Source organism: Paraburkholderia pallida (assembly GCF_004524855.1).
Classification (GTDB): domain Bacteria; phylum Pseudomonadota; class Gammaproteobacteria; order Burkholderiales; family Burkholderiaceae; genus Paraburkholderia; species Paraburkholderia oxyphila.
Genome location: NZ_CP038151.1, coordinates 359,149 through 382,657, shown reverse-complemented (window position 1 = coordinate 382,657; position 23,509 = coordinate 359,149). Strand labels below are relative to the sequence as shown.

The following is a 23,509-nucleotide window of genomic DNA, read 5'->3' as shown; positions in this document are numbered from 1 at the left end:
CCTGGTCCGGCTCCCGTCTAACGCGGAATCAAACATCCGGGGTCATGCATGGCCTGCAGACCGTTGGGCCCACAGGAACGTGCGCTACGCGGTGTTGCGGCTGACCCGCTCGATCTCATCGAGCAACGCGGCGCGCATGACTTCGAGAGGAGCGGCCCGGTCCGTGTACAACTCGATCTGACCGCAGAATTGATGCAGCATCATGTGCGTGCCATCGATGGTCTTGCAGCCTTGCTCGGCCGCGTCGCGTATCAGGCGCGTGCGCACCGGCAGAAACGCGGCGTCCATCACGAGCAAATGCGGCGCGAGCTGGTGCGGTGCGAGCGGGCTCGCATCGGGGGCGCGAAAGCCAGCCGCCGTGGCGTTCACCACGCCGTCGAAAGCCTGTGCGTCGAAGTCTTCCAGCGCGCCGCCGAAGCGCAGGCCAAACGCGTCGGCCAGCGCCTTGCCGCGCTCCGTGGTGCGGTTGAACACGGTCACGCTCGCGCCCGCGCGCTGCACGCCCCATGCGATCGCGCGTGCTGCCCCACCCGCGCCGAGCAGCGCGATGCGCTTCCCCGGCAGCGTGGCGACCTCTTCTAGCGCACGCACTGCGCCCATGCAGTCGGTGTTGTATCCCGTCAGGTGTCCAGAGCGATTGTCGATAGTGTTCACCGCGCCAATTTCGCGCGCGGTCTCATCGAGGGCATCGAGGTGCGGGATGACGGCCTGCTTGTGCGGCATCGTCACGTTCATGCCGCGAATGCCTAGCGTGCGCACGGCCTGCACGCCCAGCGCCGCGTCTTCGACGCCGAAGCTGACAAACGTATAGTCGAGGCCAAGCGCGCGGTAGGCAGCGTTGTGCACCTTGACGTTGAAGGTGAATGGCTGGCCCGCCAGCGAGCCGCAAAGTACGGGAATCGAGTGAGGCATGATCGATGTGAGGCGTGAGGAATAGCTGGTTATGTGGTGGTCTTTGTCGACATGAAGACTCTCGCGGATGCTGGCCGATACGCCGGCATCCGCGGACTGCGTGACTAGCGTGGCGCTCACACCACGCTCGTAAGGCCGCCGTCGACGAAGAGGGTTTGCCCGTTCACGAAGCTCGACGCCTCCGATGCGAGGAACACAGCAGCGCCACAGAGTTCGTCCACGCGCCCCCACCGGCCCGCGGGCGTGCGCTTGCACAGCCACGCGCTGAACTCGGAGTCATCCGCGAGCGCGCGGTTGAGGTCGGTCGCGAAATAGCCTGGCGCCAGCGCGTTGACCTGAATGCCGTGGCGAGCCCAGTCCGCGCACATGCCCTGCGTGAGCATGCGCAACGCGCCTTTCGACGCGGCGTAGGGCGCGATCGTGGGCCGCGCGAGCGCGCTTTGCACCGAGCTGACGTTGATGATCTTGCCGCGCCCGCGCGGCAGCATGTGCCGCGCGACGGCCTGGGTCACGTGGAAGACGCCGTCCAGATTCACGCGCATGAGCGCATTCCAGTCGCTCGCGGCAAATTCCTCTAGCGGCGCGCGGCGCTGGATGCCCGCATTGTTCACGAGAATGTCGATGGGGCCGATGCGCGCCTCGACGTCGTCGACGGCGCGCGCGACACCCTCGGCGTCGGCGACGTCGAAGACCGCGATCTCGGCTTCGAAGCCTTCGTCGCGCAGCCGGGCGGCCACGGTGGCGGCCTGCTCCTCATTGCGACCGTTGATGACCAGCGCCGCACCGGCCTGCGCCAGGCCGGCCGCGAGCGCAAGGCCGATGCCGCGGCCCGAGCCCGTGACCAGTGCTCGGCGCCCATGCAGGCCGAACAGCTGCAAAGCGTTGCTGCCGGATGTCTCCTTGCTGTATGTCTCTTTCATGATTATGTCGCGTCATATGGCTTACACGTGAGTTCACCGCAATCGGCCCGCCCGCGCCAATAGTCTTTCGTGACCTTGTTATCATGTATTTTGATAACCAACACCCAGACCACGGGCAGCCACGCCCGCACGCGCGGCCACAAAGGATCGACATGGAACTGAAGCACTTGCGCGCCTTCGTGGCGCTCGCGGAGGAGCTGCATTTCGGACGCGCGGCCGATCGCCTGTGCATCGTGCAGCCCGCGTTGAGCATGCAGATCAAGGCGCTGGAGGAGGAATTGGGTGTGCGCCTGTTCGAGCGCGACCGCCACCGCGTGGCCCTGAGCGAGACCGGCACGATCTTTCTGCCCGAAGCGCGCGCCACGCTGCACCAGGCGGCGCGCGCGGAGCAGACTGCGCGGCGCTCGGCGCGCGGGGAAGTCGGCACGCTGCGGGTGGCCTTTGTTTCCTCGGTGTTGCCGCGCCTGCTGCCTGCGCTGATGCGCGCCATGCACGCGCGCTATCCGATGATCGCGCTCGAATTGAAGGACATGTCCACGCCCGAGCAAATTGCGGCGCTGCAGGACGGCAAGCTCGATTTCGGGCTGATCAGGCTGCCGGTGAGCGGCAAGGACCTGGAAATTCGCGAAGTCATGGAAGAGCCGTTCGTGGTGGCTGTGCCCGAGGACCACGCGCTCGCGCACAAGGCGCAGATCCGCCCCGCCGATCTGCGCGGCCGCCCCGCTTTCGTGCTCGCGCGACGCTACGCGCCGGGCCTCTATGACGAGATGCTGCTGGCGTTTCGCCAGCAGCGCGTGTCGCTTGAAATCGCGGCGGAGTTGGGCGAATACACGACCATGCTCGCGCTGATCTCGGCGGGACTCGGGATTGGCGTGATTCCCGCGCATGCCGCCATGGCGTTGCCGCCCAAGGTGGTCGCAAAGCCGCTGGACCTGCGCGACCACCGTACCGGGATCGGGCTCGCATGGCGCGATCTGGATAGCCCTGCGAAGCGGCTGTTTGTTGATGTGGTGGAGACCTGTGCCCGCGAGGCGTAACATGCATAGTCGTGACGACATGCATCACGTTCGATGGAGATTGCCTTGCCAAATTCAACGCTTGAACTCTATGTCGATACGCAATACGCGAGCCCTTACGCGATGTCGGTTTTCGTGGCGCTACACGAGAAGGGGCTGGCCTTCGAGTTGCTCGGCGTCGACCTTGAGAAGCAGGCTCAGCACGCGCCGGGCTTCGCCGCAACCTCGCTCACGCAGCGTGTGCCCACGCTGATCCACAACGGTTTCGCGCTTTCGGAATCGACCGCGATTACCGAGTATCTGGATGAGGCGTTTCCCGAGCCGCCGATTTATCCCGAGGATCGGCAGGAGCGTGCCCGGGCACGTCAGGTGCAGGCCTGGTTGCGCAGTGATCTTCTGCAGCTGCGTACGGAGAGGCCGACTGAGGTCGTGTTTCGTTATCCGATTGATATGCCGCTTTCTGCGGTGGCTAAGGAGAGCGCGCGGAAGCTCTTCGCGGCGTGTGAGACGCTGCTCGGGCATGGGCAGCCTAACCTGTTCGGTGAGTGGTGTATTGCTGATACTGATCTCGCGTTGATGCTCAATCGACTCGTGGTGAATGGCGATGCGGTGCCGCCGTTACTTGCGGATTATGCGAAATATCAATGGCAGCGGCCTTCCGTGCAGCGATGGATGGCGTTGGGGCGGCCGCCGATTTGATCGTGTGGCGGCTGCCGCCAGCGGCGCCATGCGGGGCCTCGGGCTGGCGCACCTGGGCTTTGAATGAGCGTTTTGGAATTGTTATTCCTCGTGTGGTTCTTTTTGGCTTTGGCCTTAACTTGTATTCGCGGCGGGCCGCAGGCGTTGCCCCTGTGCGGGGCGGCACCTACTTTTCTTTGCAGCCGCAAAGAAAAGTAGGCAAAAGAAAGCGGCTCACACCGCCAGTGTGACGCGGTCCACCACTGCTCTTCTTATCGGAGCGGCTCCGGGGCATCCGTCACCTCGCACACCCCGCGTTAGTGACAAGGGGCTCATCCTTCCCGCCTCGCGCTACGCGCGGGCGGAAGGGTCTGCAAGGAAAACCGGGCGGGATACCAAGCGAATGCGCGGGGGCGCTTCCGACAAATATGTTGGACTCCTACTAATTCGCAAGAGTGCTTACATTTAAATGCACTGGGTACTCCTGATTTGCAAGAGTGATTGCATGAAAATACGCTGGAGCTCTACGAATACGCGCGCATCCCGCTGGTTTTGGTTATACCCCACGGCGCGCGAAGCGCCGCCGGATGGATGAGCCCTTAGTCACTGCGCTATACGCCGCGTGGTGACAGACGCCCCGGAGCCACTCCGATGGACAGGGCAGTGGTGAACAGCGTCACACTGGCGGTGTGAGCGGCTTTCTTTTGCCTACTTTTCTTTGCCGCGGCAAAGAAAAGTAGGTGCCACAGGGGCCTGCGGCCCGCCGCGAATACAAGTTAAGGCCAACGCCAAAAAGAACCACACCAAAACCAACTTTCAAACACGCCCGAAGAACTCACTCAAACAACTTCATAACATCATCATAAAGCGCCAGCGGAACCCGAACCCCATCACGCTCGCTACGCTCACGCGCCTCAAACCTTCTCTGCGACGGCAAGCGCGCCCCTTGCCCCACCACCGCATCAAATAGCCGCTCGGCCCTTTCCTGCCCCGCCTCATAATCCGCGCCAAGAAACCGCCGCGGATCAATCGCGATCACCAACTCGCCATGGCAAGGACTCGCCCCCGCCCCCTCATCGAATGCCTGCGACTCCATACTCGTGAGATCGCCAATCAACGCGCCCGCCAGCAACTCCACCATGGCCGCCAGCGCCGATCCCTTGTGACCGCCAAACGTCTGCATCGCGCCTTCGAGCGCGGCGCGCGCATCCGTGGTCGGCTTACCCTCAGGATCGATCGCCCAGTGCGAAGGAATGGGCTTGCCCTCGCGCGCATGCAATTCGATATCGCCACGCGCAATCGCGCTGGTCGCAAAATCAAAAACGAACGGATGCCCATGCTCGCGCGGCCACGCGAAAGCGATCGGGTTGGTGCCGAACACACCACGCGTGCCGCCTGCCGGCGCGACCCAGCTATGACTCGGGTTCATCGCAAGGCCAACAAGACCGTGCGCCGCAATCGCCTCCACCTCAGGCCATAGCGCCGAAAAATGAAAGCAACGATTGATCGCCATCGCCGCGATTCCCTGCGTGCGGGCCTTTTCCGCCAGCACCGGCAACCCCGTCTCGAACGCCAGCAACGAAAATCCGTAATGCGCATCCACGGCGAGCACGCCCGGCGACACATCGCGTAAGGTGGGCTCCGCAACCGGATCGACCTTGCCGCTGCGCACCGAGCGCACGCATCCAAGCAAACGGTAGATGCCATGCGAATGGCATTCGTCGCGCTGCCCCTGGGTAATGACGCGCGCGATCGCATCCGCGTGCGCGCTCGACAGGCCGTGATGCATGAGCGCCTTGCGCGACAACGCAAAGAGTTCGTCGAGTGAAAGCGTGACACTCGCTTTTTGATTAGTCATCCAGACTTTCCTCCCGATGAATCACTCCCTCCACGCGCCGCGTAAGGCCGAGCGGATTCCCCTCGCGCAACGCCACGGGCAACAATCCGTCCGGCAAATCCTGATACGAGACCGGCCGCAGGAAACGCTCGATGGCGCGGCTGCCCACCGAGGTCGTGCGCGCATCGGTGGTCGCCGGAAACGGGCCGCCGTGCACCATCGCATGCGCGACTTCCACGCCGGTGCCGAAGCCGTTCGCCAGGATGCGGCCCGCCTTGCGCTCGAGCGTGGGCAGGAGCATGCGGCAGGCTTCGTGATCGGCGGACGCGAGATGCAAGGCCACCGTCAATTGGCCTTCAAGCGCCTTCAGCACGCCATGCAATTCTGCCAGATCCTTGCAGCGCACGATGAGCGATGCCGGGCCGAAAACTTCGTCGCGCAACGCCGGGTCTGCGAGGAACGCCTCGGCCGTGGTCGCAAAAAGCGCCGCCTGAGCGTCGAAGCGGCCGCCCTCCGTACCGCGTGCGAGCCGTTCCACGTTGGGATTCGCGGCGAGACGTTCGACGCCCCTGCGATAGTTCGCGTGAATGCCGGGCGTGAGCATCGTCGCTGCGCCGATGTTGCCGAGCGCAGCGCCTGCGGCCTGTTCGAATGCGCGCAAGGGCTCGCCTTGCACGGCCAGCACGAGCCCCGGATTCGTGCAGAACTGTCCGGCCCCCAGTGTGAGCGAGGCGGCGAACTGCTGCGCGATCGCCGCGCCGCGCGCCGCCAGCGCGCCCGGCAGCAGCACCACCGGGTTGATCGAACTCATCTCCGCATAGACCGGCACCGGTTCGGGGCGCGCGTTCGCAATCTTCATGAGCGCCACGCCCGCCGCACGCGAGCCCGTGAAGCCCACCGCCTTGACGCGGTGATCGGCCACCAGCGCCTGGCCGATAGCAACCCCGCTGTCGAACAGCATCGAGAACACGCCTTCGGGCAGGCCGCACGCCAGAACGGCGCGCTGGATCGCGCGCCCCACGAGTTCCGAGGTGCCCGGATGCGCGCTATGCGCCTTTACGATCACGGGGCAGCCCGCCGCCAGCGCCGATGCCGTATCGCCGCCCGCCACCGAGAATGCCAGCGGGAAATTCGACGCGCCGAACACCGCCACCGGCCCAAGCGCGATGTTGCGCAATCTCAGGTCCACACGCGGCAGCGGCTTGCGTTCGGGCTGCGCGGGATCGATGCGCGCATCGATGAAATCGCCGTTGCGCAGCACCGATGCAAAGAGCTTCAGTTGGCCGATCGTGCGCCCGCGCTCGCCTTCGATACGCGCGCGCGGCAAGCCGGTTTCGGCCATGCAGCGTTCGATCAGCGCGTCGCCGATCGCGTTGATCTGCTCTCCTATGGTTTCGAGAAATGCCGCGCGTGTTTCCAGACGGGTTTCGCGGTACGCATCAAAAGCGCTCTCCGCAAGCGCACAGGCGCGCTCGAGATCGTCTTGCGTCGCACCGCCGAATGCCGGCTCGAGCGCCTCGCCCGTGCGAGCGTCGACGCCATGAAATGCGCCGTTCGTGCCTCGCACGCTTGCCGCGCCGATCAGCGACTGGCCGGTCAAGGTCATGTTGCCCCCTGCAAAAGACAACCGGGCCCGCAAGGCCCGGTTTCAAAACGAATGGGAAGTCAGGCTTTACAGACCCACGTCGGGCAATTGCGGGCGCGTCGCGAGCGCCTTCTCCACGACAGCCTTCACATGCGCGAGCGCTTCGCCTTCCAGCGCGAGGCGCGGTGGACGCGTGAGCGCGCTGCCGCGGCCCACGAGCTCTTCGCACAGCTTGATGCATTGCACGAGGTCGGGGCGCGCGTCGAGGTGCAGCAGCGGCATAAACCAGTGATAGAGCGCGAGCGCCTCATCGAAACGCTTTTGCTTGGCGAGGCGGAACAGCGTCTCGCCTTCCTTCGGGAACACGTTCGACATGCCCGAGACCCAGCCCTCCGCGCCGACCGCGATGCTCTCGACCACCACGTCGTCGAGGCCCGCGAACAGCACGAAGCGGTCGCCCACGGCGTTGCGCAAGTCGATGAAGCGGCGCGTGTCGCCCGAGGAGTCCTTGAAGCAGACGATGTTTTCGCAATCCTGAATGGCGATCAGCACGTCGGGCGTGACGTCGTTCTTGTAGATCGGCGGGTTGTTGTAGACCATCACCGGCAGGTCGGTGCTCGACGCCACCGCGCGAAAGTGCGCGGCCGTCTCGTGCGGCTTGGCGGAGTACACGAGCGCCGGCATCACCATCACGCCGTCCACGCCCACGCGCTGCGCTTCGCGCACGGTCTGCCGCGCGAACTCGGTGGTGAACTCGGCCACGCCCGCGATCACCGGCACCTTGCCGCCCGCCGCGTCGCGCGCGGCCTCGATCACGGCCAGCTTCTCGCTGGTGTTCAGCGAGGTGTTCTCGCCCACCGTGCCGCACACCACGAGGCCCGAGACGCCGTCCTTGACGAGGTTGCTCACCACCCGGTGAGTCGCATCGATATCGACCGAGAAGTCCGGCTTGAACTGGGTGCTGACGGCGGGAAACACCCCGCTCCATTGGATCGCGTTGCGGCTCACAGTGACAATCTCCTTCGTTGAATGAATCGCGCCAACACGGTGTGGCGATGTGAAGAAGTATCGCTATCCAGCAGGCGTAAAGCTTGGGGGCTTTCGCGACTCAAAAAGACGAAATCGGCACAATGGGGCACGCCAGCGCGAACGCGTGAGACGTGCATGTGAACCGTATCCGGGACAACCCTAGGATATTCGCGCGCGAATCTTGCTTGCGCAGAGCATTGCGGCCTGTCGGCCAGCGCGCCAGCCCGCCCGGTTAATCCGCGTCGCCCGGTTGCGGGTGCAGCACCGCCCGATATTGACTCGGCGTCAGACCCACGGTCGCCTTGAACTGACGCGTGAATGCGCTGTGATCGTTATAGCCGCAGCGCGTGGCGATGTCGGTGATGCTAAGGTCGCCGGCCAGCAGCTCGGAGGCGGCGTCGAGCCGCGTCTTCAGCAGCATCTGGCGCGGCGTGAGGTGGAAGATCTTGTGGAAGTAGCGCTCGATCTGCGCCACCGACATGTCGATGAGCGTGGCCAGGTGCGAAAGCTTGAGCGGCTGCGCATAGTTGTCCTGGATGTATTTCGCGGCGATGGCGAGGCGCTGATACGCGGGGTGCGTGCCCTCGGCCGCCTGCAGGTCGCGCGAGATCCCGGCCACGCCCAGCACGCGCCCTTGCGCGTCGTGCAGCGGCACCTTCGAGGTGAGGCACCAGCCCGGCTGGCGCCCCGGGTAGAGATGCAGTTCGAGCTGGTCGATGAGCCGGCTGTTGAGGCGCACAACGGCTTCGTCCTGCTCCGTGTAGATGCGGCCGAAGCGCCTCGGGAAGACTTCTTCCGCGGTCTTGCCCAGCAGCGCGCGCTTGTCCTTGAAGCCGCAGCGCGCGGCGAGCGTGGCGTTGGCAATCACATAGCGCGCCTTGTCGTCCTTCACGAAGAAGACCACGTCGGGCATCGCGTCGAAGAGCGGCTCCAGCAGCGAGAAGTGCGCCACCATCTGCGGCAGCGTCGTGTGTTCGTTGGCGGTGGGCAGAACCAGTTCAGGCATCGCAAGGCGTGACGAGTCGGAATCGGCTCGATTATGCCTTTGCAGTGCATGCTTGCGTATCCCCGAAAGAAAATCGGGCGGCGGCGGCATTCGCGCGCTGCCGCCCAATGTCTGTGCAGATGCACAGGCCTTCCGTTATGCCGCGCTCTCGGCTTCGAGCAAAGTGCCGATACGCGCGGGCGAGAACGGCGGGCGCTGGCCGTTGCGCGGCCACCCAAAGCAGAATGCCGCCGCTTCGCCGCAGATCTTGCCCTGGCACGGCCCCATCCCGCAGCGCGTCTGCAGCTTCGCGTCGCGCCATGAGCGATATTGTGCGGCGTCGCCAAAGCGCACGTCTTCACAGCGACACAGCACCGTGTCCGGCGCGGCGAGCGTGCGCAATTGCGGATCGAGCGCGAAGGCTTCGTGCATGCGCGCGGCAAAGCGCCGATAGCGCGCGCGTTGCGCGAACAGCGTGCGTGCCTGCGCGTCCTCGCCGAGCGCCGCGTGCGCCGCAATGCGGCCTTCCACGGCCGCCAGCTCCATGCCGCCCACGCCCGTGCATTCGCCCGCCGCATGGACATCGGCCAGCGACGTGGCCTGCAAGTCGTCCACGGCGATGGCGGCCACGCCCTGCAATTCGTCGATCCTGCATCCGAGCGCGGCGCCCACGAGCGTATTCGGCACGAGTCCATAAGCGCAGGCAAGGCGGTCGCAGTCGATGCGCATTTCCCCGCTTCCGGTGCGAATCCGCACGTGCGTCACCTGCGTCTCGCCGCCCGCCGCCACCACGTGCGCGCCGCACAGGTACGGCGTGGCGCGCAGATCGAGGCGCATGCGCAGCGCCTGCACGAGCTTCGCGGGCGTCGCCACGAGCCCGGCCGCGAACTGACGCACCGCATGCGGCGGCGCTTGCTCGACGATCGCCGCCACGCGCGCGCCATGCACGCGCGCCGTGACGGCGGCGGCCCAGAGAAGCGGCCCCGTGCCCGCGATCACGATGCGCTCGCCCCGCACCGGCATGCCGCCCTTCACGAGCGCCTGCAGGCCGCCCGCGCCGGTGACGCCCGGCAGCGTCCAGCCCGGATACGGCAGGAAACGCTCACGCGCGCCCGTTGCCACGATGAGCTTGCCGTAATCGACCGTATAGCCGCGCGCCGCATCTTCAACCAGCAACTGCCGCGCGCCGGTGGCCTGCACGACGCGCGTGCTGCTCATGCGCGAGACATTGGGCAATTTCGCGAGCGCCTCGATGGCCTCGCGCGCGCGGCCGGCCGGCCGATGCTGCGGGCCCTGGCGCCAGATCTGGCCGCCCGGCAAGGCGTTGTCATCGACGATGCCGACGCGCGCGCCCGCGTGCGCCGCCACACGCGCCGCGTGGAGCCCCGCCGGGCCCGCGCCAATGATCAGGATATCGAAATTCATTCGGCGGCTCTCCCCGTGACCACCTGCATGCCCTCCGCACACAGGGTCTGGCAGGCCAGCCGATGCCGCACGCCATCGATCGTCACGCGGCATTCCTGGCACACGCCCATGCCGCACAAGGGTCCGCGCAAGGCACCGCTCACGGAGCGGCGCGTGACGAGACCTGCATGACTCGTTGCAAGCGCAACGGCTGCCACGACCGAGCTGCCGCGCGCCACGCTGACGCTGCGGCCATCCACGTTGAGTGTAATCGTCTCAGACATGCGTGGCTCCCGTCGACGCGCCACGCGTGGTGGCCGGTGCCGCTGCGTATGTCGAAAAACGCGCCGGCAAATACGGGCTCGCGTCGATCCGCAATATGTCCGGCACGCCAAGCATCTGCGCGGCGATCAGCTTGCCCGTGGCCAGCGCGGTGGTCACACCCAGCCCCTCGTGCCCCGTTGCGAGCCACGTCGATGGGTGGGAGGCGTCGTCGGCAAACTGCGCGGCGGGGCCGATGAGCGGCAGGCCGTCCGTGGTGGCGGGCCGAAAGCCCGTCCAGGCGCGAATCGCATTGAGTGACGGCAGCTCCGGCAGATACTCGGCGGCGCGGCGCAGCATGCGCGCGAGGATGGCCGGCTCCACGGCGGGATCGAGGCTGTCGAACTGGCGCGACGAACCAATCAGCAATTGCCCCGTGGGGCGCGGCTGCACGTTGAACGCCACCGAAGTGCCGGTCGCATTGTGCGCGCTCTTGATATAGCCGAGCTCGAGCACCTGGTGGCGCACCGTGCCCGGATAGCGATCCGTGATGAGCAGATGCCCTTTCTTTGCCTGCATCGGCAGGCCGGACAGCAGCTCGGCGGCCTGCAGGCCGTTGGCGATCAGCACGGCGCCGGCGGCAAGCGTCTCGCCATCGGCCAGCACCACGCCCGCGCGGTCCACGCGCGCGACTTGCGTCTGGGGCCTGCACGTCAGGCGCCCTTTCACCGGCTGCGCGAGCAGCCATGCGGCGACAGCGGGCGCGTAGACCACGCCGTCGTCGGGAATCAGCATGCCTCCTTGCAAGTCTCTGCGCAGTGCTGGCTCCGCCTCGCGCACCTGTTGCGCGTCCAGCATCGAGCACGCCACGCCCTGGCTCACGAGCGCCTGCTGGCGCGTCTGCGCGAGCGCCAATTCTTCGTCGTCGGCGGCCACCCACAGCGTGCCGCAACGCACGAAGGCCTCACGCTCACCGAGACGCGGCGCGAGATCGAGCCACAACTCGCGCGACCACGCCGAAAGCGCGAACTCCGCGGGCGAATCGTCCATCACCACGAGGTGCCCCATGCCCGCCGCGCTCACGCCGCCGCCCACACCCGCGCGTTCGAGCACGAGCACGTCGGCGCCCTGCTGCGCGAGCTCGTACGCGCACGCCGCGCCCACGATGCCCGCACCCACCACGATCACATCGGGACAGGAAGCCATCGCCTTCGTCACGCGCGAATGCCCCAGGCGAAGGGATCGTCGTCGCTGAAGATCAGTTTGGACTCCGCGCTCACGTGCGCCGTGCCGCGGATGCTCGGGCGCACGCAGCCGGGCGCGAGGTCCGCGCCGGTCTCGTATCGCGCCTCGAACACGCTGCCGACGATGCTCTCCTGGCGCCACTTCGCGCCCGGCGCGAGCAGGCCGTCGGCCGCGAGGCACGCGACTTTCGCGCTCGTGCCCGTGCCGCACGGCGAGCGGTCGTACGCTTTGCCGGGGCACAGCACGAAGTTGCGGCTGTCGATGCCGGCCTGGTCCGAATGGGCGAACAGCTCGATATGGTCGATCAGCGCGCCGCCTTCGCCCGTGATGCCGTTGGCCTCGAGCGCCTGGCGAATGGCCCACGACGTTTCCGTGAGCGACTCCACATTGGCGAATTCGAGCTGCTGGCCGTGATCGGAGACGAGGAAGAACCAGTTGCCGCCCCAGGCGATATCGCCATGGATGCGCCCGAGGCCGGGCACGTCGAGCGGCACGCCCTGGCGGTAGCGGTACGCGGGCACATTGCGCACCGTCACGCTGCGGTCAGCGTGCAACTCGGCCTCGACTTCGCCCACGGGCGTTTCGATGCGGTGCACGCCCGGCGCGATGCGGCCCAGATGCGCGAGCGACACGATCAGGCCGATCGTGCCGTGCCCGCACATGCCGAGAAAGCCCACGTTGTTGAAGAAGATCACGCCTGCCGAGCAGCCTGGGTCGTGCGGCTCGCACAGCAGCGCACCGACCATCACGTCAGAGCCACGCGGCTCGTTGACGATGCCGGCGCGCACGCGGTCGAAGTCGCGGCGGAAGATCTCGAGCCGCTCGCTGAGCGGGCCGCGGCCGAGCTCGGGGCCGCCTTCGGTCACGAGCCGCGTGGGCTCGCCGCCGGTATGGGAGTCGATTACGGTGAGTGTTTTCATGCCGACAATCGTAGGTCTCGCCCGTCTGGCCGTCTTGTTCGAACGGCTCAACGGCGGTGACGATTTCGGCATAGCGCGCGCCGGACCTGCCCGAACTCCTCCGGGTATTCCCGGCCGCAAGGCTCAGACGCCCGCGCCGCCCTCCGCGCGGGCGCCGCGCACGAACAACTGGCGCAGCCACGCCTGGCCGTTCACGATCAAGAGACCCACTAGCACGAGTGCCGAGCCGGCGAGAAAGGCCGCGTCGACCTGTTCGCGCAGCAGCATCACGCCCATCGCCACGCCGAAGAGCGGCGTCATGAACGAGAGCACGCCAAGGCGCGCAGCAAAATAGCGGCGCAGCAGCCAGAACCAGACGAGGTAGCTCACGAAAGCCACCACGGTGGTCTGGAAGACGAGGCTCACGAGCGCGAGCGGCGCGCCGTGAAACCGGGTCTGGCCGGTGGCGAACGCAAACGGCATCAGCAGGAGAAAGGCGCACGCGAGCTGATAGAAGAGCGTCTGCGTGGCGGGCGCCTCGCTCAAGCGGGTGGTGCGCACGACGACCGTGGTCATGCCCCACGCCACGCCGCCGCACAGGGCCATGAAGTCGCCGAGCAGCCAGTTGGCGCCCGCCACGCGGCCCCCGCCCACGAGCGCCGGCCCGAGAAAGGCGACGGCGATGCCTGCGAACGCGAGGCCGATACCCACCCACTGAAGGCGGGCTAGACGCTCGTCGGGCAGCTTCAGATGCAGGCCTATGGCCGCGAACATGGGCGCGGTGTAGAGCAGCACGGCCACGTGAGAGGCGTTGGTCCAGCGCAGCGCTTCGGCCACGAACAGGAATTCGAGCGCGAACAGCACGCCCACCACGAGCCCGGAGCGCAGCGCGAGGCCGGGCAGCCAGCGCTCGCGCGCGATCAAGCGGTTGAACAGCCAGACGAGCACCGCCGCGCCGCCCGAGCGCACGCCCACCTGCATCATGGGCGTGATGTCGCCGGCGACCGACTTGATCGCCACCTGCTGGAAGCCCCAGATCAGACACAGCGTCACCATAATGGCGATTGCCGCGCCATCCACATGCTTTCTCATTCCGGACCCGCCGAGTTTCATTCTTGACCGACGTAGTATTCCCGCGTCACGTTCAAGTCATATAGCGCAAAACTGACAACCGATAGCGACAGACCGCCAGAGGGGCGCGCTGGCGCCCGGTGTTTCGCGCGCCGTTTTCTGTATGTGTGGGCTGGTTCTGTATATGCACGCACGCATAGATTTACATAGCAAGTCGCGATTGACTGTCTAGAATGTGTGAGTGCAAGTGCAGCGACAAAAGCGGTCTGTTCAGACAAAACATCCCGTAGCGTGACGTTTCCATTCCTTCAATGGAGGCATGTCCATGGCGTGCCTGAACGAAAGGATTGTCGGTGCAATCTGTCTCCTGCTGAGCGGGTATGCGCTCGCGGACGGTCCGATCGCGGACGCGCCCGAGGAGATGACGGTCGCGAGCATTGCCCCCATGCCCGTGGAGATCGTCGCGCCCATTCCCGGGCCTCAAAACTATCTGCAACGCTATGAATTCCAGTATCAGGCGCAAGAGCATGCGCCTTTCGATACGCAGTTGACGAACTTCTATAGCGCTCAGGTTACGCATGACTTTCGGTTCGGTGGCGGGAAAGCGGATCCAACGCCGGGCCCGGTGCCGCAGCAGACCTCCAGCGAACTCCATCTGGGTGGGCCGCCTGTGCCGGCACTCACGATCAGCCAGTTGCCGGACACCACTTTGACGATTGGTGCGCAACCGCAGCGGCGGTTGTCGCTGAATGTCGATGATTGGGTGTTTTCTGCTACCGCGCGTGTTGCGATTCTGCATTCGCATAGTACGGGGGCGACGCTTTCTGTTCGGCGGGGATTTTGAGGGCGGTTTTTTGGGCCTGCCTGGCCCGGTTTCGGGGGCTCTGGTTCGGGCGCTCTGTTTCGTGCTCATTGCCCGTTTTCGTGTGTTGGCCTTAACTTGTTTTCGCGGCGGGCCGCAGGCGTTGCCCCTGTGCGGGGCGGCACCTACTTTTCTTTGCCGCGGCAAAGAAAAGTAGGCAAAAGAAAGCGGCTCACACCGCCAGTGTGACGCCGTCCCCCACTGCCCTGTAAATCGGAGCGGCTCCGGGGCGTCTGTCATCACTGGGCGTATAGCAGAGTGACTAAGGGCTCATCCATCCGGCGGCGCTGCGCGCGCCGTGGGGCATATCCAAAACCAGTGGGATGTACACGCATTTGTTGCGCTCAAATATATTTACTCGGCAACTCGCCCACATATTCGCCACCTAGTACACCTGTGCATTCACCAGTTAGCACCCCAACGCATTCACCGGCTAGCATCCCGGCGCGTTTACCGGTTAGCACCGCCGCGCATTTACCGGGTGGCGCCCCTAGCGCAATCGCCGGCCCGCCCGCCCGGTTTTCCTTGCAGACCCTTCCGCCCGCGCGTAGCGCGTGGCGGGAAGGATGAGCCCCTTGTCACTAACGCGGAGTGTGCGAGGTGACGGATGCCCCGGAGCCGCTCCGATAAGAAGAGCAGTGGTGGACCGCGTCACACTGGCGGTGTGAGCCGCTTTCTTTTGCCTACTTTTCTTTGCGGCTGCAAAGAAAAGTAGGTGCCGCCCCGCACAGGGGCAACGCCCGCGGCCCGCCGCGAATCCAAGTTAAGGCCAACGCGCCAAGCGTCCCACCCACCCATCAATACTTCACTTAAAAATCAATCTTGGCATTCAAACTCACGGTCCGCGGATCACCCGGCGCAATATAGTTATCGTACTGGAACATCCAGTACCTACGATTCGTAATATTATCGATAGCGGCCCGCAGCGTCACATCATGCCCACCAATGCGCGTCATATAATTCGCGCCCACATTCACGAGCATATAACCCCCCGTCTCCAGGTTACCAGCCGGACGCACCTCAGTGTTACCCGTATACTTCGCATCAGCACCCAACCGCAGCCCCGGCACAAACGGCACGTCATAAGTAACACGCCCCGCCGCAACAAACTGCGGCGCACCTGCCACACGCTGGCCGTTATACTGCTGCCCCTTCGCATACCACGTATCGAGCAGCATGACATCGCCCGACACCTGCCAACTGCGCCCGAGGCGCACGCTGCCACCCGCCTCGATACCTTCGTAAATCGAATCGCCATCCTGCGTAAGCACGTTCTGGCTGTTCGCGTAACTCGCACCGCGCTCGATGCGGAACAGCGCCGCGTTCGCGCTCCAGCGCGCATGCTCGCTCTTGATGCCCACTTCATACTGGCGCGAGCGCAGCGGCCGCAGCACCGACCCGCCGTTCGCATAAATATCCGAAACGATCTGCCCCGGCTCCAGCGACTCCACATAGCTCGCATAGAGCGTGGTCTGCGGCTCGAGCTTGTACATGAGCGCAAAGGTGGGCGTGATAACGCCGTTCTGCCCATACGCCGCCGTGGTCGCGCCGGATTCCGCAAAGGACTCCTGATCGTAATTCGTATAGCGAAGGCCCGCGAGCACCGACCAGCGGCTCGTTATCTCCACCGTGTCGCTCACGAACAGCGACTTCTGGTTGATCTCGCTCGCGCGGTACTTCTGCAGGCCGCTGCCCGAGTAATAGCGAAACGGGTTAGGCTCGTAGAGATTGCCCTCGCCGAGCGTCGTGATGACCGTGCCCTCCGCCGTGCCGTAGTCGTTGGTCTGATGCTGGACCGCCGCGCCGAACACCAGTTGATGCGTGAGCGGCCCGGTCTTCACCTTGCCTTCGAAGGTGCCCTGCCAGTAGATGTCCTGATGGCCTTCGTCGCCGTTCCAGCGGTTATCGGTGTAGTTCCCCGCCTGATCGAGCAGCGTCAGCGTGCTCTCGTTGCGGTCGCGCGTCGACTTGCTGTAGCTCGCCGAGGTATTGAAGGTCCAGTCGGGCGCAATCTGGTATTTGACGCCGGCCGTGTAGAGCTGCAAGTTGGTGTTCAGATGCTGGTCGGTGCCGGCGAGCCAGTTGGTGCCGCCGCTGATCGTCGCGGGCAGGCTCGTGGCCGTGTAGCTGCCGGTGTAGATGGCCGGCGTCTGTCCGCTCGAACGGCTTTGCTGATAGATCGCGTTGAAGTAGACCTGCAAGTCGCGCGTGAGCTGCCCGTCGAGCGCGAGCGCCAGCGAGTTGCGGTTGATGTCGCCCGCGTTATAGGTCTTGCCCGCCTCGTGCGTGTAGTTGATGCGCGCGCCGAACATGCCATCGGGGCCGAAGCGGCGGCTCAGGTCGACGTGCTGGGAGAGCACGCCATCCATCCGGTAGCCGAGGTCCAGGCTCGTGACCGGGTCCTGGCCCGGCTTCTTCGTGACGTAATTGACCATGCCGCCCGGCTGCGCGAAGCCGTACATGAAACCGCCGAGGCCCTTGAGCAGCTCGACGCGCTCGAGGTTCTCGTAGGGCATCGTAATGCCGTATGAAATGAACGGATTGCCGTCGATGCGAAAGCCGTTCTGCCAGTCGATGGGCAGGCCGCGAATCGTGATGTAGGTGGCCCACGCGCTATAGGCGTTGCTGTTGTCGGACACCGAGGCGTCGCCGGCGAACACGTCGCCGAGCTTGTTCGCCTGGCGGTCGGCCAGATCCTCGCCTGTGACCACCGTCGTCGAGAATGGCGTGTCCAGTTGCGAGCGTGTGCCGAGCGCGCCGTTGGACACCGGCGTCTCCAGATGCAGCGGTGAGTCGGTCTCGGCGGCGGCGTTCACCTTCACGGCAGGCAGCGACTGCTCGCCAGCGGACAATGCCGTGCCTGATGCTGCCCCACCGGGCGTCGCGGCGGCGGCTCCACTCGTGGGCTTCGCCTGCGCGGCGGCGCCCTCACCAGCTGCGGATTGGGCAAAGGCGGACTGGGCCGCGGCGGCAAACGCAAGCCAGGCGGCAATCCGCACTGGACGGTGGAGCCTGCGCCCCGTATGGCGTGTGGTTGATTGGTTCTTCATATCGGCCAGAGTTGGGGGGCGCCTCTCGCCCCGTAATATAAATACGACTCATTCGCATTACATATCGGGCGGCATCTTAGCAAAGGCTTTCGCCTTTTGAAAGCGTCTCGCATAAATTCGTCAGGTTGGCTTGCCCGGCGTCGTGTCAATCTCCCCAACGGCCGCAGGGTCTTTCGTATGAAGATTTTTCATAAAAAAGCGACCGAAGACGCTTCGCTGGCATGCCCCGGGCGCAGTGCGGTCGATCCCGCTCGCGTGCCGGTGCGCTCGGGCTTTCAGGACCCTGCGCGGTGACGGTGCTTCATGCCTGATGGATCAACGCATTCGTTTGACATCCTAAAGAACTCGCTTTTCGCCCTTGCCATGACCGATTGAGTTTCCTATGATTCGCAAACACGAATCGTTCTCATTTACATCGTTCAGACGCCGGCTCGGGCAAACGTTTCCTGCGCCCGGCACCGGTGTCGGCTTTGTGACTGTCCTTCCCGTCTTCGTCCATCGATGAGGTATCGCAACATGGTCCTGTCCGGCCCGAGTGAAAACTCAATCATGAGTACACCTAATGTCAAACCGAAAGCCCATTCACGGCCCGCGCCCGGCTCCGGCGTGCTCGATTTCATCGCCATCGGTCTCGGGCCGTTCAACCTGAGTCTCGCGTGTCTTGCCGAGCCAATCCGCGACCTGCGCGGTCTGTTCCTCGAACGCAACGAGGACTTCGACTGGCATCCCGGCATGCTGATCGACGACACCACGCTGCAAAACCCCTTTCTCGCAGACCTCGTGAGTCTCGCCGACCCGAAGAGCCCGTTCAGCTTCCTCAACTACTGCAAGCAGGAAGGCAAGCTCTATGCGTACTACATTCGCGAGCGCTTCTATCTGAGCCGCGCCGAATACAACCGCTACTGCAAATGGGCGATCCGCCAGCTTTCGAGCATCGCGTTCGGCTCGCTCGTGGAGAGCGTGGAATACGTGGAATGCGACGGCGGCGAAGGCCATTACGCAGTGCGTGGACGCCACGTGCGGACCGGCGCGCCGTTCGTGCACCGCGCGGCGCGTCTCGTGATCGGCGTGGGCTCGGTGCCGCAGTTGCCGTCGTGCTGCGACGAGGCGCGCGAGCACTGCATTCATAGCGCGCACTATGTGGCCCGCAAGCGCGAACTGCAAAAGAAGCGTTCGATTGCCGTGATCGGCAGCGGCCAGAGCGCCGCCGAGATTTTCTACGACCTGCTCAAGGAGAGCGACGAGCACGACTATGCGCTCACGTGGATCACGCGCTCGCCGCGCTTCTTCCAGATGGAGAACACCAAGCTCACGCTGGAGATGATCTCGCCCGACTACATCGACTACTTCTACAACCTGCCGGACAGCGTGCGCGAGGGCATCATCGCGAGGCAGGACAGCCTCTACAAGGGCGTAAACGCCTCGCTCATCAACCAGATCTATGACCTGCTCGACGACCGGCGCAGCCGCGCGGGCTGCAGCGGCAATCCCGCGCGCCTCATCACCAATTCCGAACTCACAGGCTGCCACTACGACCGCAACGAAGCGCGCTTCCAGTTGCGCTTCGAGCAGCGCGACGAAGGCGTGCAGTACACGCATGCGACCGACGGCGCGATCTTCGCGACCGGCTATGGCCAGAACGTGCCGGGATTCATCGATGGCATACGCGAGCGCATCCGCTGGGATGACAAAGGCCGCTACCGGCTCTCGCGCAATTACGCGATCGACGTGAACGAACGCGACATCTTCGTGCAGAACGCCGGCCTGTACAGCCACGGTCTCACCAATCCCGACCTGGGCATGAGCTGCTATCGCAACTCCTGCATCCTGCGCGAGCTCACCGGCGTGGAGCACTACAAGATCGAGCGGCGCATCGCGCTGCAGGACTTCTCGGTGCCCGATACGGAAGCGTTCGTGAAAGCGCCGCTGGAGACGCAATGAATCTGCGCAATACCATCATCCTGATGACGACCTTCGCCGTCGTCAGCGACGCGATCCTGATTCCTTTCTATCCGCAGTTCTTCGCCGCACGCTACGGCGTCACGAGCCCCGTGCACGCGGGCGCGTACGTGGCGTGCATCTCCATCGTCGTGATGCTCACGCTGCCCGTCTGGGCACGCATTGCGAAGCGCCTCGACGCCATGCATCTGCTCGTCTACACGCAGTGCGCGGCAGGCGTGCTCTCGGTCGCGAGCTATTTCGCGGCCACGGTGCCGCTCTTCTGGGTGCTCTCGCTCGCGATGTTCATGTGCAAGAGCAGCTATCTGCTGATGTACCCGTACATGATGCGGCTCGAAGCGAAGGCATCGCATGCGCATACCATCGGCGTGCTTTCCGTGGTCGTGCACTTCGGCGCGATTGCGGGCGCCGTGGCGGGCGGCCTCGTCATGCAGGTGTGGGACGCGCATTACTGCATCTTCGCGATGGCCGCCGGCGATTTCGTACAGATGGCGATCTGCATGCACCTGATCCGGACGCATGGCATCGCGCGGCGCTGCCGCTTTTGGGTCGATGCTGCCAATGGTGCCGCGGCGCATGCGGTCCGCCCCAGCCTGCGCGAGCGCATGCCGATTTTGCGGCTCGCGCTGCTCATGCTCGCGTTCGACTTCTGCGTCTATCTGATCCGGCCGTTCATGTCGTCGTACTGGCAAGACGTGACCGGCTCGTCGAGCGAGCTTGCCTCGGGCCTCGTGTTTGCGATTCCCGGCATGGTCGCGCTGGCCGCGCTGCGCATCAACAAGCGCCTTGCCGCGCGTGGCAAGCGGCTGCCCAATCACATGACCGCGAACCTGCTGCTGTGCACCGCGGGCATGCTGCTGCAAGGCGTGGAAGCGCCGCTCGCGATCGTCGCGGGCCGGGTGATATTCGGCTGGGCGCTCTTCCAGATCGTCGTGAAGCTCGACGTGACGATGTTCGCGCTGAGCACGCCCGCCTCCTATGCCGCCGACTACAGCGTCATCAACTTCTTCCAGAACCTGGGCGTGCTGCTCGCTTCGTTCGCGGCGGGCGCGATCGTCGATACGACCGGACTGCGCGCGCCGTTCTTCATAGCTTCGGCGGGTCTGCTGTTCACCGCGTTGCTGGGCGCCTGGCTGCTCGATCGCCCGCGTGCCGATGTATCCGATGTGTCCGATCCGGCGCGCCTGCCCGCCGAGCGAGCCCATTCCCGCGACCTCACCGACTCAGGAGTCACCGCCCGTGCGAACTGACATTGTTGCCGAAGAAATCGCGCTGAATTCAGCGCCGCCACGCGCCGCCAGCCGCGTCTCCGCCGCCACCCGCGCGCGCCATGCAACGCATTGCGCCAGCCTTGACGGCTTCCAGATTCGCCCGCTCGATCCGGAGCGCGACGCGCCCACGCTCCAGCGCTGGTTCGTCGAAGAGCGCGCCGCGTTCTGGAACATGCGCGAGAAGAGCGTGAGCGAAGTGGCCGCGTTCTATCGGGCCATCGAAGACTCAGGCCATGCGCGGGCCTGGCTCGGCCTGCGGCACGGCGCACCCGCTTTCCTCTTCGAGAGCTATGACCCGGCCCACGACGAAGCCGGCGAGCACTACGAGGTACTCGCGGGCGACCTAGGCATGCACCTCTTCGTCGGGCCGGCCGGCACGCCCGAGCCCGGCTACACGCGCCACGTCTTCCGCACGCTCATGACGTTCCTGTTCGAGCAATTGACCGCCGAGCGCATCGTCGTGGAACCCGATGCACGCAACACCCGCATTCATACGCTCAATCGCGCAATGGGCTTCGTCTACACGAGAGACGTGCCGTTCCGCGAAAAGACTGCTTCGCTCGCGTTCTGCACGCGGGCCGATTTTTACGCCGCCATTCAACAGGACTTCTAAAAGGACGCCGTACCATGACCCAACTCCTCGCCCGACCGTCGATGCAACACATCCAGCTCGCGCCGCCTGAAGCCGCCGCGCATCTCACGCCCGAAATTTGGCGCGCAGCGAACCGCATGCTGGTGCGCAAGGCCATCGCGGAGTACGCGCATGAACTCATCATCGAGCCACAGCGCACCGGAGATGCCCCAGGTGTTGGCTACGCGCGCTACGCACTGAAATCCGACGACGGCACGCGCATCTACACGTTCGAAGCGCGCCTGCTCGCGCTGCGCCACTGGAGCATCCGCCCGGAGACGATCGTCTGCACCGAGGGCGGCGCCGAACAGCCGCTCGATGCGCTCGCGTTCATTCTCGACGTGAAAGCGCGTCTTGGTATCAAGGAAGAGATGCTGCCGATCTATCTCGACGAAATCAGCAGCACGCTTTACGGCGCGGCCTACAAAGCCCTAAAGGCCGGCCCCGATACGCTCGAGCTGCTGAGCGCCGACTTCCAGGCCATCGAGACCGCCATGAGCGAAGGGCATCCGGGCTTCGTCGCCAACAACGGACGGCTCGGCTTCGACGCCGGCGACTATCGCGCGTTCGCGCCGGAAGCCGCTTCGGCCATCCAGGTGATCTGGCTCGCCGTGCACAAGGACAACGCCGCGTTTCATTGCGCCGAAGACCTCGACTACGAACGGCTCATGAACGAAGAACTCGGCGCGCAAACCATTGCGCGCTACCGGGCCATCGTCGAGTCGCGCGGCTGCGATTTCGACGACTATCGCCTGATGCCCGCGCACCCGTGGCAGTGGTTCAACAAGCTCTCCATCGCGTTCGCGCCCTACGTGGCGACAAATCGCATCATCTGCCTCGGCTACGGCGACGACCGTTATCTTGCCCAGCAATCGATCCGCACGTTCTTCAACGTCTCGGACCGCTCGAAGCGCTATGTGAAGACGTCGCTGTCGATCCTCAACATGGGCTTCATGCGCGGCCTCTCGCCCTACTACATGTCGGGCACGCCCGCCATCAACGACTTCATCAAGGGCATGGTTCAGAACGACCCGTATCTGCGCAGCAAGGGCTTTACGATCCTGCGTGAAGTGGCGTCGATGGGTTTTCGCAACCGCTACTACGAGGCCGCCGTGCAGGCGGACAGCCCCTACAAGAAGATGTTCTCCGCGTTGTGGCGCGAGAACCCGCTCGCGCTCGCCGGCGATGGCCAGCGCCTCACTACCATGGCCGCGCTGTTGCACACGGACCGCCACGGCCGCGCGCTGCTGCCCGCGCTCATCGAAGCATCGGGGCTCGGCGTCGAAGCCTGGCTCGACCGCTACATGGAGGCCTACCTCGCGCCGCTCGTGCATTGTTTCTACATGCACGACCTCGTGTTCATGCCGCACGGCGAAAACCTCATCCTCGTGCTCGAAAACCACGTGCCGGTGCGCGCAATCATGAAGGACATCGCGGAAGAATCTGCAATCCTCAATAAAGACGCGAAACTGCCCGATAGCGTGAAGCGGCTTGCGGTGGACGTGCCTGAAAACGTCAAGCTGCTGGCGATCTTCATCGACGTATTCGACGGTTTCTTCCGCTACGTGAACCAGATTCTCGTCGAGCACGGCTGCTGCAGCGAGGACGTGTTCTGGAACGCCGTGGCGCGCTGCATCGCGCGCTACCAGAGCGAGCATCCGGAGCTTGCGCAGAAATTCGCCGACTACGACCTGTTCGCGCCCGAGTTCCTCCACTCCTGCCTGAACCGCCTGCAACTGGGCAACAACCTGCAGATGGTCAATCTCGCCGACCCCGCCGGCAACCTGAAGATGGCGGGCAATCTGCGCAACCCGCTCGCTGGGCGGCGTGACGTCCAACAGGCGTTGCTCGCGGCAGGCAAGCGCGCTGCCGTCGAAGCGGTAGCAGCATAAGC

General features: G+C 64.9%; 19 protein-coding genes. 7 read left to right on the top strand and 12 right to left on the bottom strand.

Annotation, left to right across the window (positions count from 1 at the left end):
* Positions 1-84: 84 nt before the first annotated feature.
* Both aroE and E1956_RS36620 read right to left on the bottom strand, forming a co-directional pair.
* The gene (aroE, locus tag E1956_RS36625; RefSeq protein WP_232072343.1) at positions 85-1,032 is read right to left on the bottom strand and encodes a shikimate dehydrogenase; all 948 of its coding nucleotides are present in this window, start codon (positions 1,030-1,032) and stop codon (positions 85-87) included.
* Positions 1,029-1,832, bottom strand: a complete 804-nt coding sequence (locus E1956_RS36620; RefSeq protein WP_134758259.1) for a glucose 1-dehydrogenase — start codon at positions 1,830-1,832, stop codon at positions 1,029-1,031. Before E1956_RS36620 ends, aroE begins: the two co-directional genes overlap by 4 nt.
* Before the next feature lie 152 nt (positions 1,833-1,984).
* On the opposite strand from E1956_RS36620, the gene E1956_RS36615 reads away from it, so the two are divergent.
* Together E1956_RS36615 and yfcF are read left to right on the top strand one after the other, a co-directional pair.
* A complete protein-coding gene (locus E1956_RS36615; RefSeq protein ID WP_134758258.1) occupies positions 1,985-2,869 on the top strand; it encodes a LysR family transcriptional regulator in 885 nt (294 codons plus the stop codon).
* A gap of 33 nt (positions 2,870-2,902) precedes the next feature.
* Complete coding sequence (gene yfcF / locus E1956_RS36610) at positions 2,903-3,547, top strand: glutathione transferase (protein ID WP_232072341.1); 645 nt, start codon at positions 2,903-2,905, stop codon at positions 3,545-3,547.
* An 814-nt stretch (positions 3,548-4,361) separates the two neighbouring features.
* Here the strand turns inward: yfcF and E1956_RS36605 are convergent.
* From E1956_RS36605 to E1956_RS36565, 9 genes are all read right to left on the bottom strand, one after another.
* Positions 4,362-5,384 (bottom strand): Ldh family oxidoreductase, encoded by a 1,023-nt coding sequence (locus E1956_RS36605; RefSeq protein ID WP_134758257.1) that lies wholly within the window; start codon positions 5,382-5,384, stop codon positions 4,362-4,364.
* Positions 5,377-6,969 (bottom strand): aldehyde dehydrogenase (NADP(+)), encoded by a 1,593-nt coding sequence (locus tag E1956_RS36600; RefSeq protein ID WP_134758256.1) that lies wholly within the window; start codon positions 6,967-6,969, stop codon positions 5,377-5,379. Before E1956_RS36600 ends, E1956_RS36605 begins: the two co-directional genes overlap by 8 nt.
* Positions 6,970-7,035: 66 nt before the next feature.
* A complete protein-coding gene (locus E1956_RS36595) occupies positions 7,036-7,956 on the bottom strand; it encodes a dihydrodipicolinate synthase family protein (protein ID WP_028219825.1) in 921 nt (306 codons plus the stop codon).
* 253 nt (positions 7,957-8,209) lie between these two features.
* Positions 8,210-8,983 carry an AraC family transcriptional regulator gene (locus E1956_RS36590; protein WP_134758255.1) on the bottom strand — a complete coding sequence of 258 codons (774 nt, stop codon included), beginning with the start codon at positions 8,981-8,983 and terminating at the stop codon, positions 8,210-8,212.
* 135 nt (positions 8,984-9,118) lie between these two features.
* Positions 9,119-10,387, bottom strand: coding sequence for an NAD(P)/FAD-dependent oxidoreductase (locus E1956_RS36585; protein ID WP_134758254.1), 1,269 nt, complete (start codon positions 10,385-10,387; stop codon positions 9,119-9,121).
* Complete coding sequence (locus E1956_RS36580; RefSeq protein WP_134758253.1) at positions 10,384-10,650, bottom strand: (2Fe-2S)-binding protein; 267 nt, start codon at positions 10,648-10,650, stop codon at positions 10,384-10,386. Before E1956_RS36580 ends, E1956_RS36585 begins: the two co-directional genes overlap by 4 nt.
* Positions 10,643-11,833, bottom strand: coding sequence for an NAD(P)/FAD-dependent oxidoreductase (locus E1956_RS36575; RefSeq protein ID WP_134758252.1), 1,191 nt, complete (start codon positions 11,831-11,833; stop codon positions 10,643-10,645). Before E1956_RS36575 ends, E1956_RS36580 begins: the two co-directional genes overlap by 8 nt.
* An 8-nt stretch (positions 11,834-11,841) precedes the next feature.
* Positions 11,842-12,801: a 4-hydroxyproline epimerase gene (locus tag E1956_RS36570; RefSeq protein WP_134759559.1), complete on the bottom strand. Its 960-nt coding sequence runs from the start codon at positions 12,799-12,801 to the stop codon at positions 11,842-11,844.
* 114 nt (positions 12,802-12,915) lie between these two features.
* Entirely contained in the window at positions 12,916-13,863 is a 948-nt protein-coding gene (locus E1956_RS36565) for a DMT family transporter (protein WP_134758251.1), read from the bottom strand.
* A 304-nt stretch (positions 13,864-14,167) separates the two neighbouring features.
* Here E1956_RS36565 and E1956_RS36560 point away from each other — a divergent pair, with 304 nt between their 5' ends.
* The gene (locus E1956_RS36560; protein WP_134758250.1) at positions 14,168-14,686 is read left to right on the top strand and encodes a hypothetical protein; all 519 of its coding nucleotides are present in this window, start codon (positions 14,168-14,170) and stop codon (positions 14,684-14,686) included.
* 827 nt (positions 14,687-15,513) lie between these two features.
* Here E1956_RS36560 and E1956_RS36555 read toward each other — a convergent pair.
* Complete coding sequence (locus E1956_RS36555; protein WP_418789355.1) at positions 15,514-17,754, bottom strand: TonB-dependent siderophore receptor; 2,241 nt, start codon at positions 17,752-17,754, stop codon at positions 15,514-15,516.
* A 549-nt stretch (positions 17,755-18,303) separates the two neighbouring features.
* Here E1956_RS36555 and E1956_RS36550 point away from each other — a divergent pair.
* From E1956_RS36550 to E1956_RS36535, 4 genes are read left to right on the top strand one after another with little or no spacing between them, the layout of a single operon-like run.
* The gene (locus E1956_RS36550; RefSeq protein ID WP_134758249.1) at positions 18,304-19,695 is read left to right on the top strand and encodes a lysine N(6)-hydroxylase/L-ornithine N(5)-oxygenase family protein; all 1,392 of its coding nucleotides are present in this window, start codon (positions 18,304-18,306) and stop codon (positions 19,693-19,695) included.
* Positions 19,692-20,963 carry an MFS transporter gene (locus E1956_RS36545; protein WP_134758248.1) on the top strand — a complete coding sequence of 424 codons (1,272 nt, stop codon included), beginning with the start codon at positions 19,692-19,694 and terminating at the stop codon, positions 20,961-20,963. Before E1956_RS36550 ends, E1956_RS36545 begins: the two co-directional genes overlap by 4 nt.
* Entirely contained in the window at positions 20,953-21,597 is a 645-nt protein-coding gene (locus E1956_RS36540; protein WP_134758247.1) for a GNAT family N-acetyltransferase, read from the top strand. The genes E1956_RS36545 and E1956_RS36540 overlap by 11 nt, the downstream gene beginning before the upstream one ends.
* Positions 21,598-21,611: 14 nt before the next feature.
* A complete protein-coding gene (locus E1956_RS36535; RefSeq protein ID WP_134758246.1) occupies positions 21,612-23,507 on the top strand; it encodes an IucA/IucC family protein in 1,896 nt (631 codons plus the stop codon).
* Positions 23,508-23,509 lie beyond the last annotated feature (2 nt).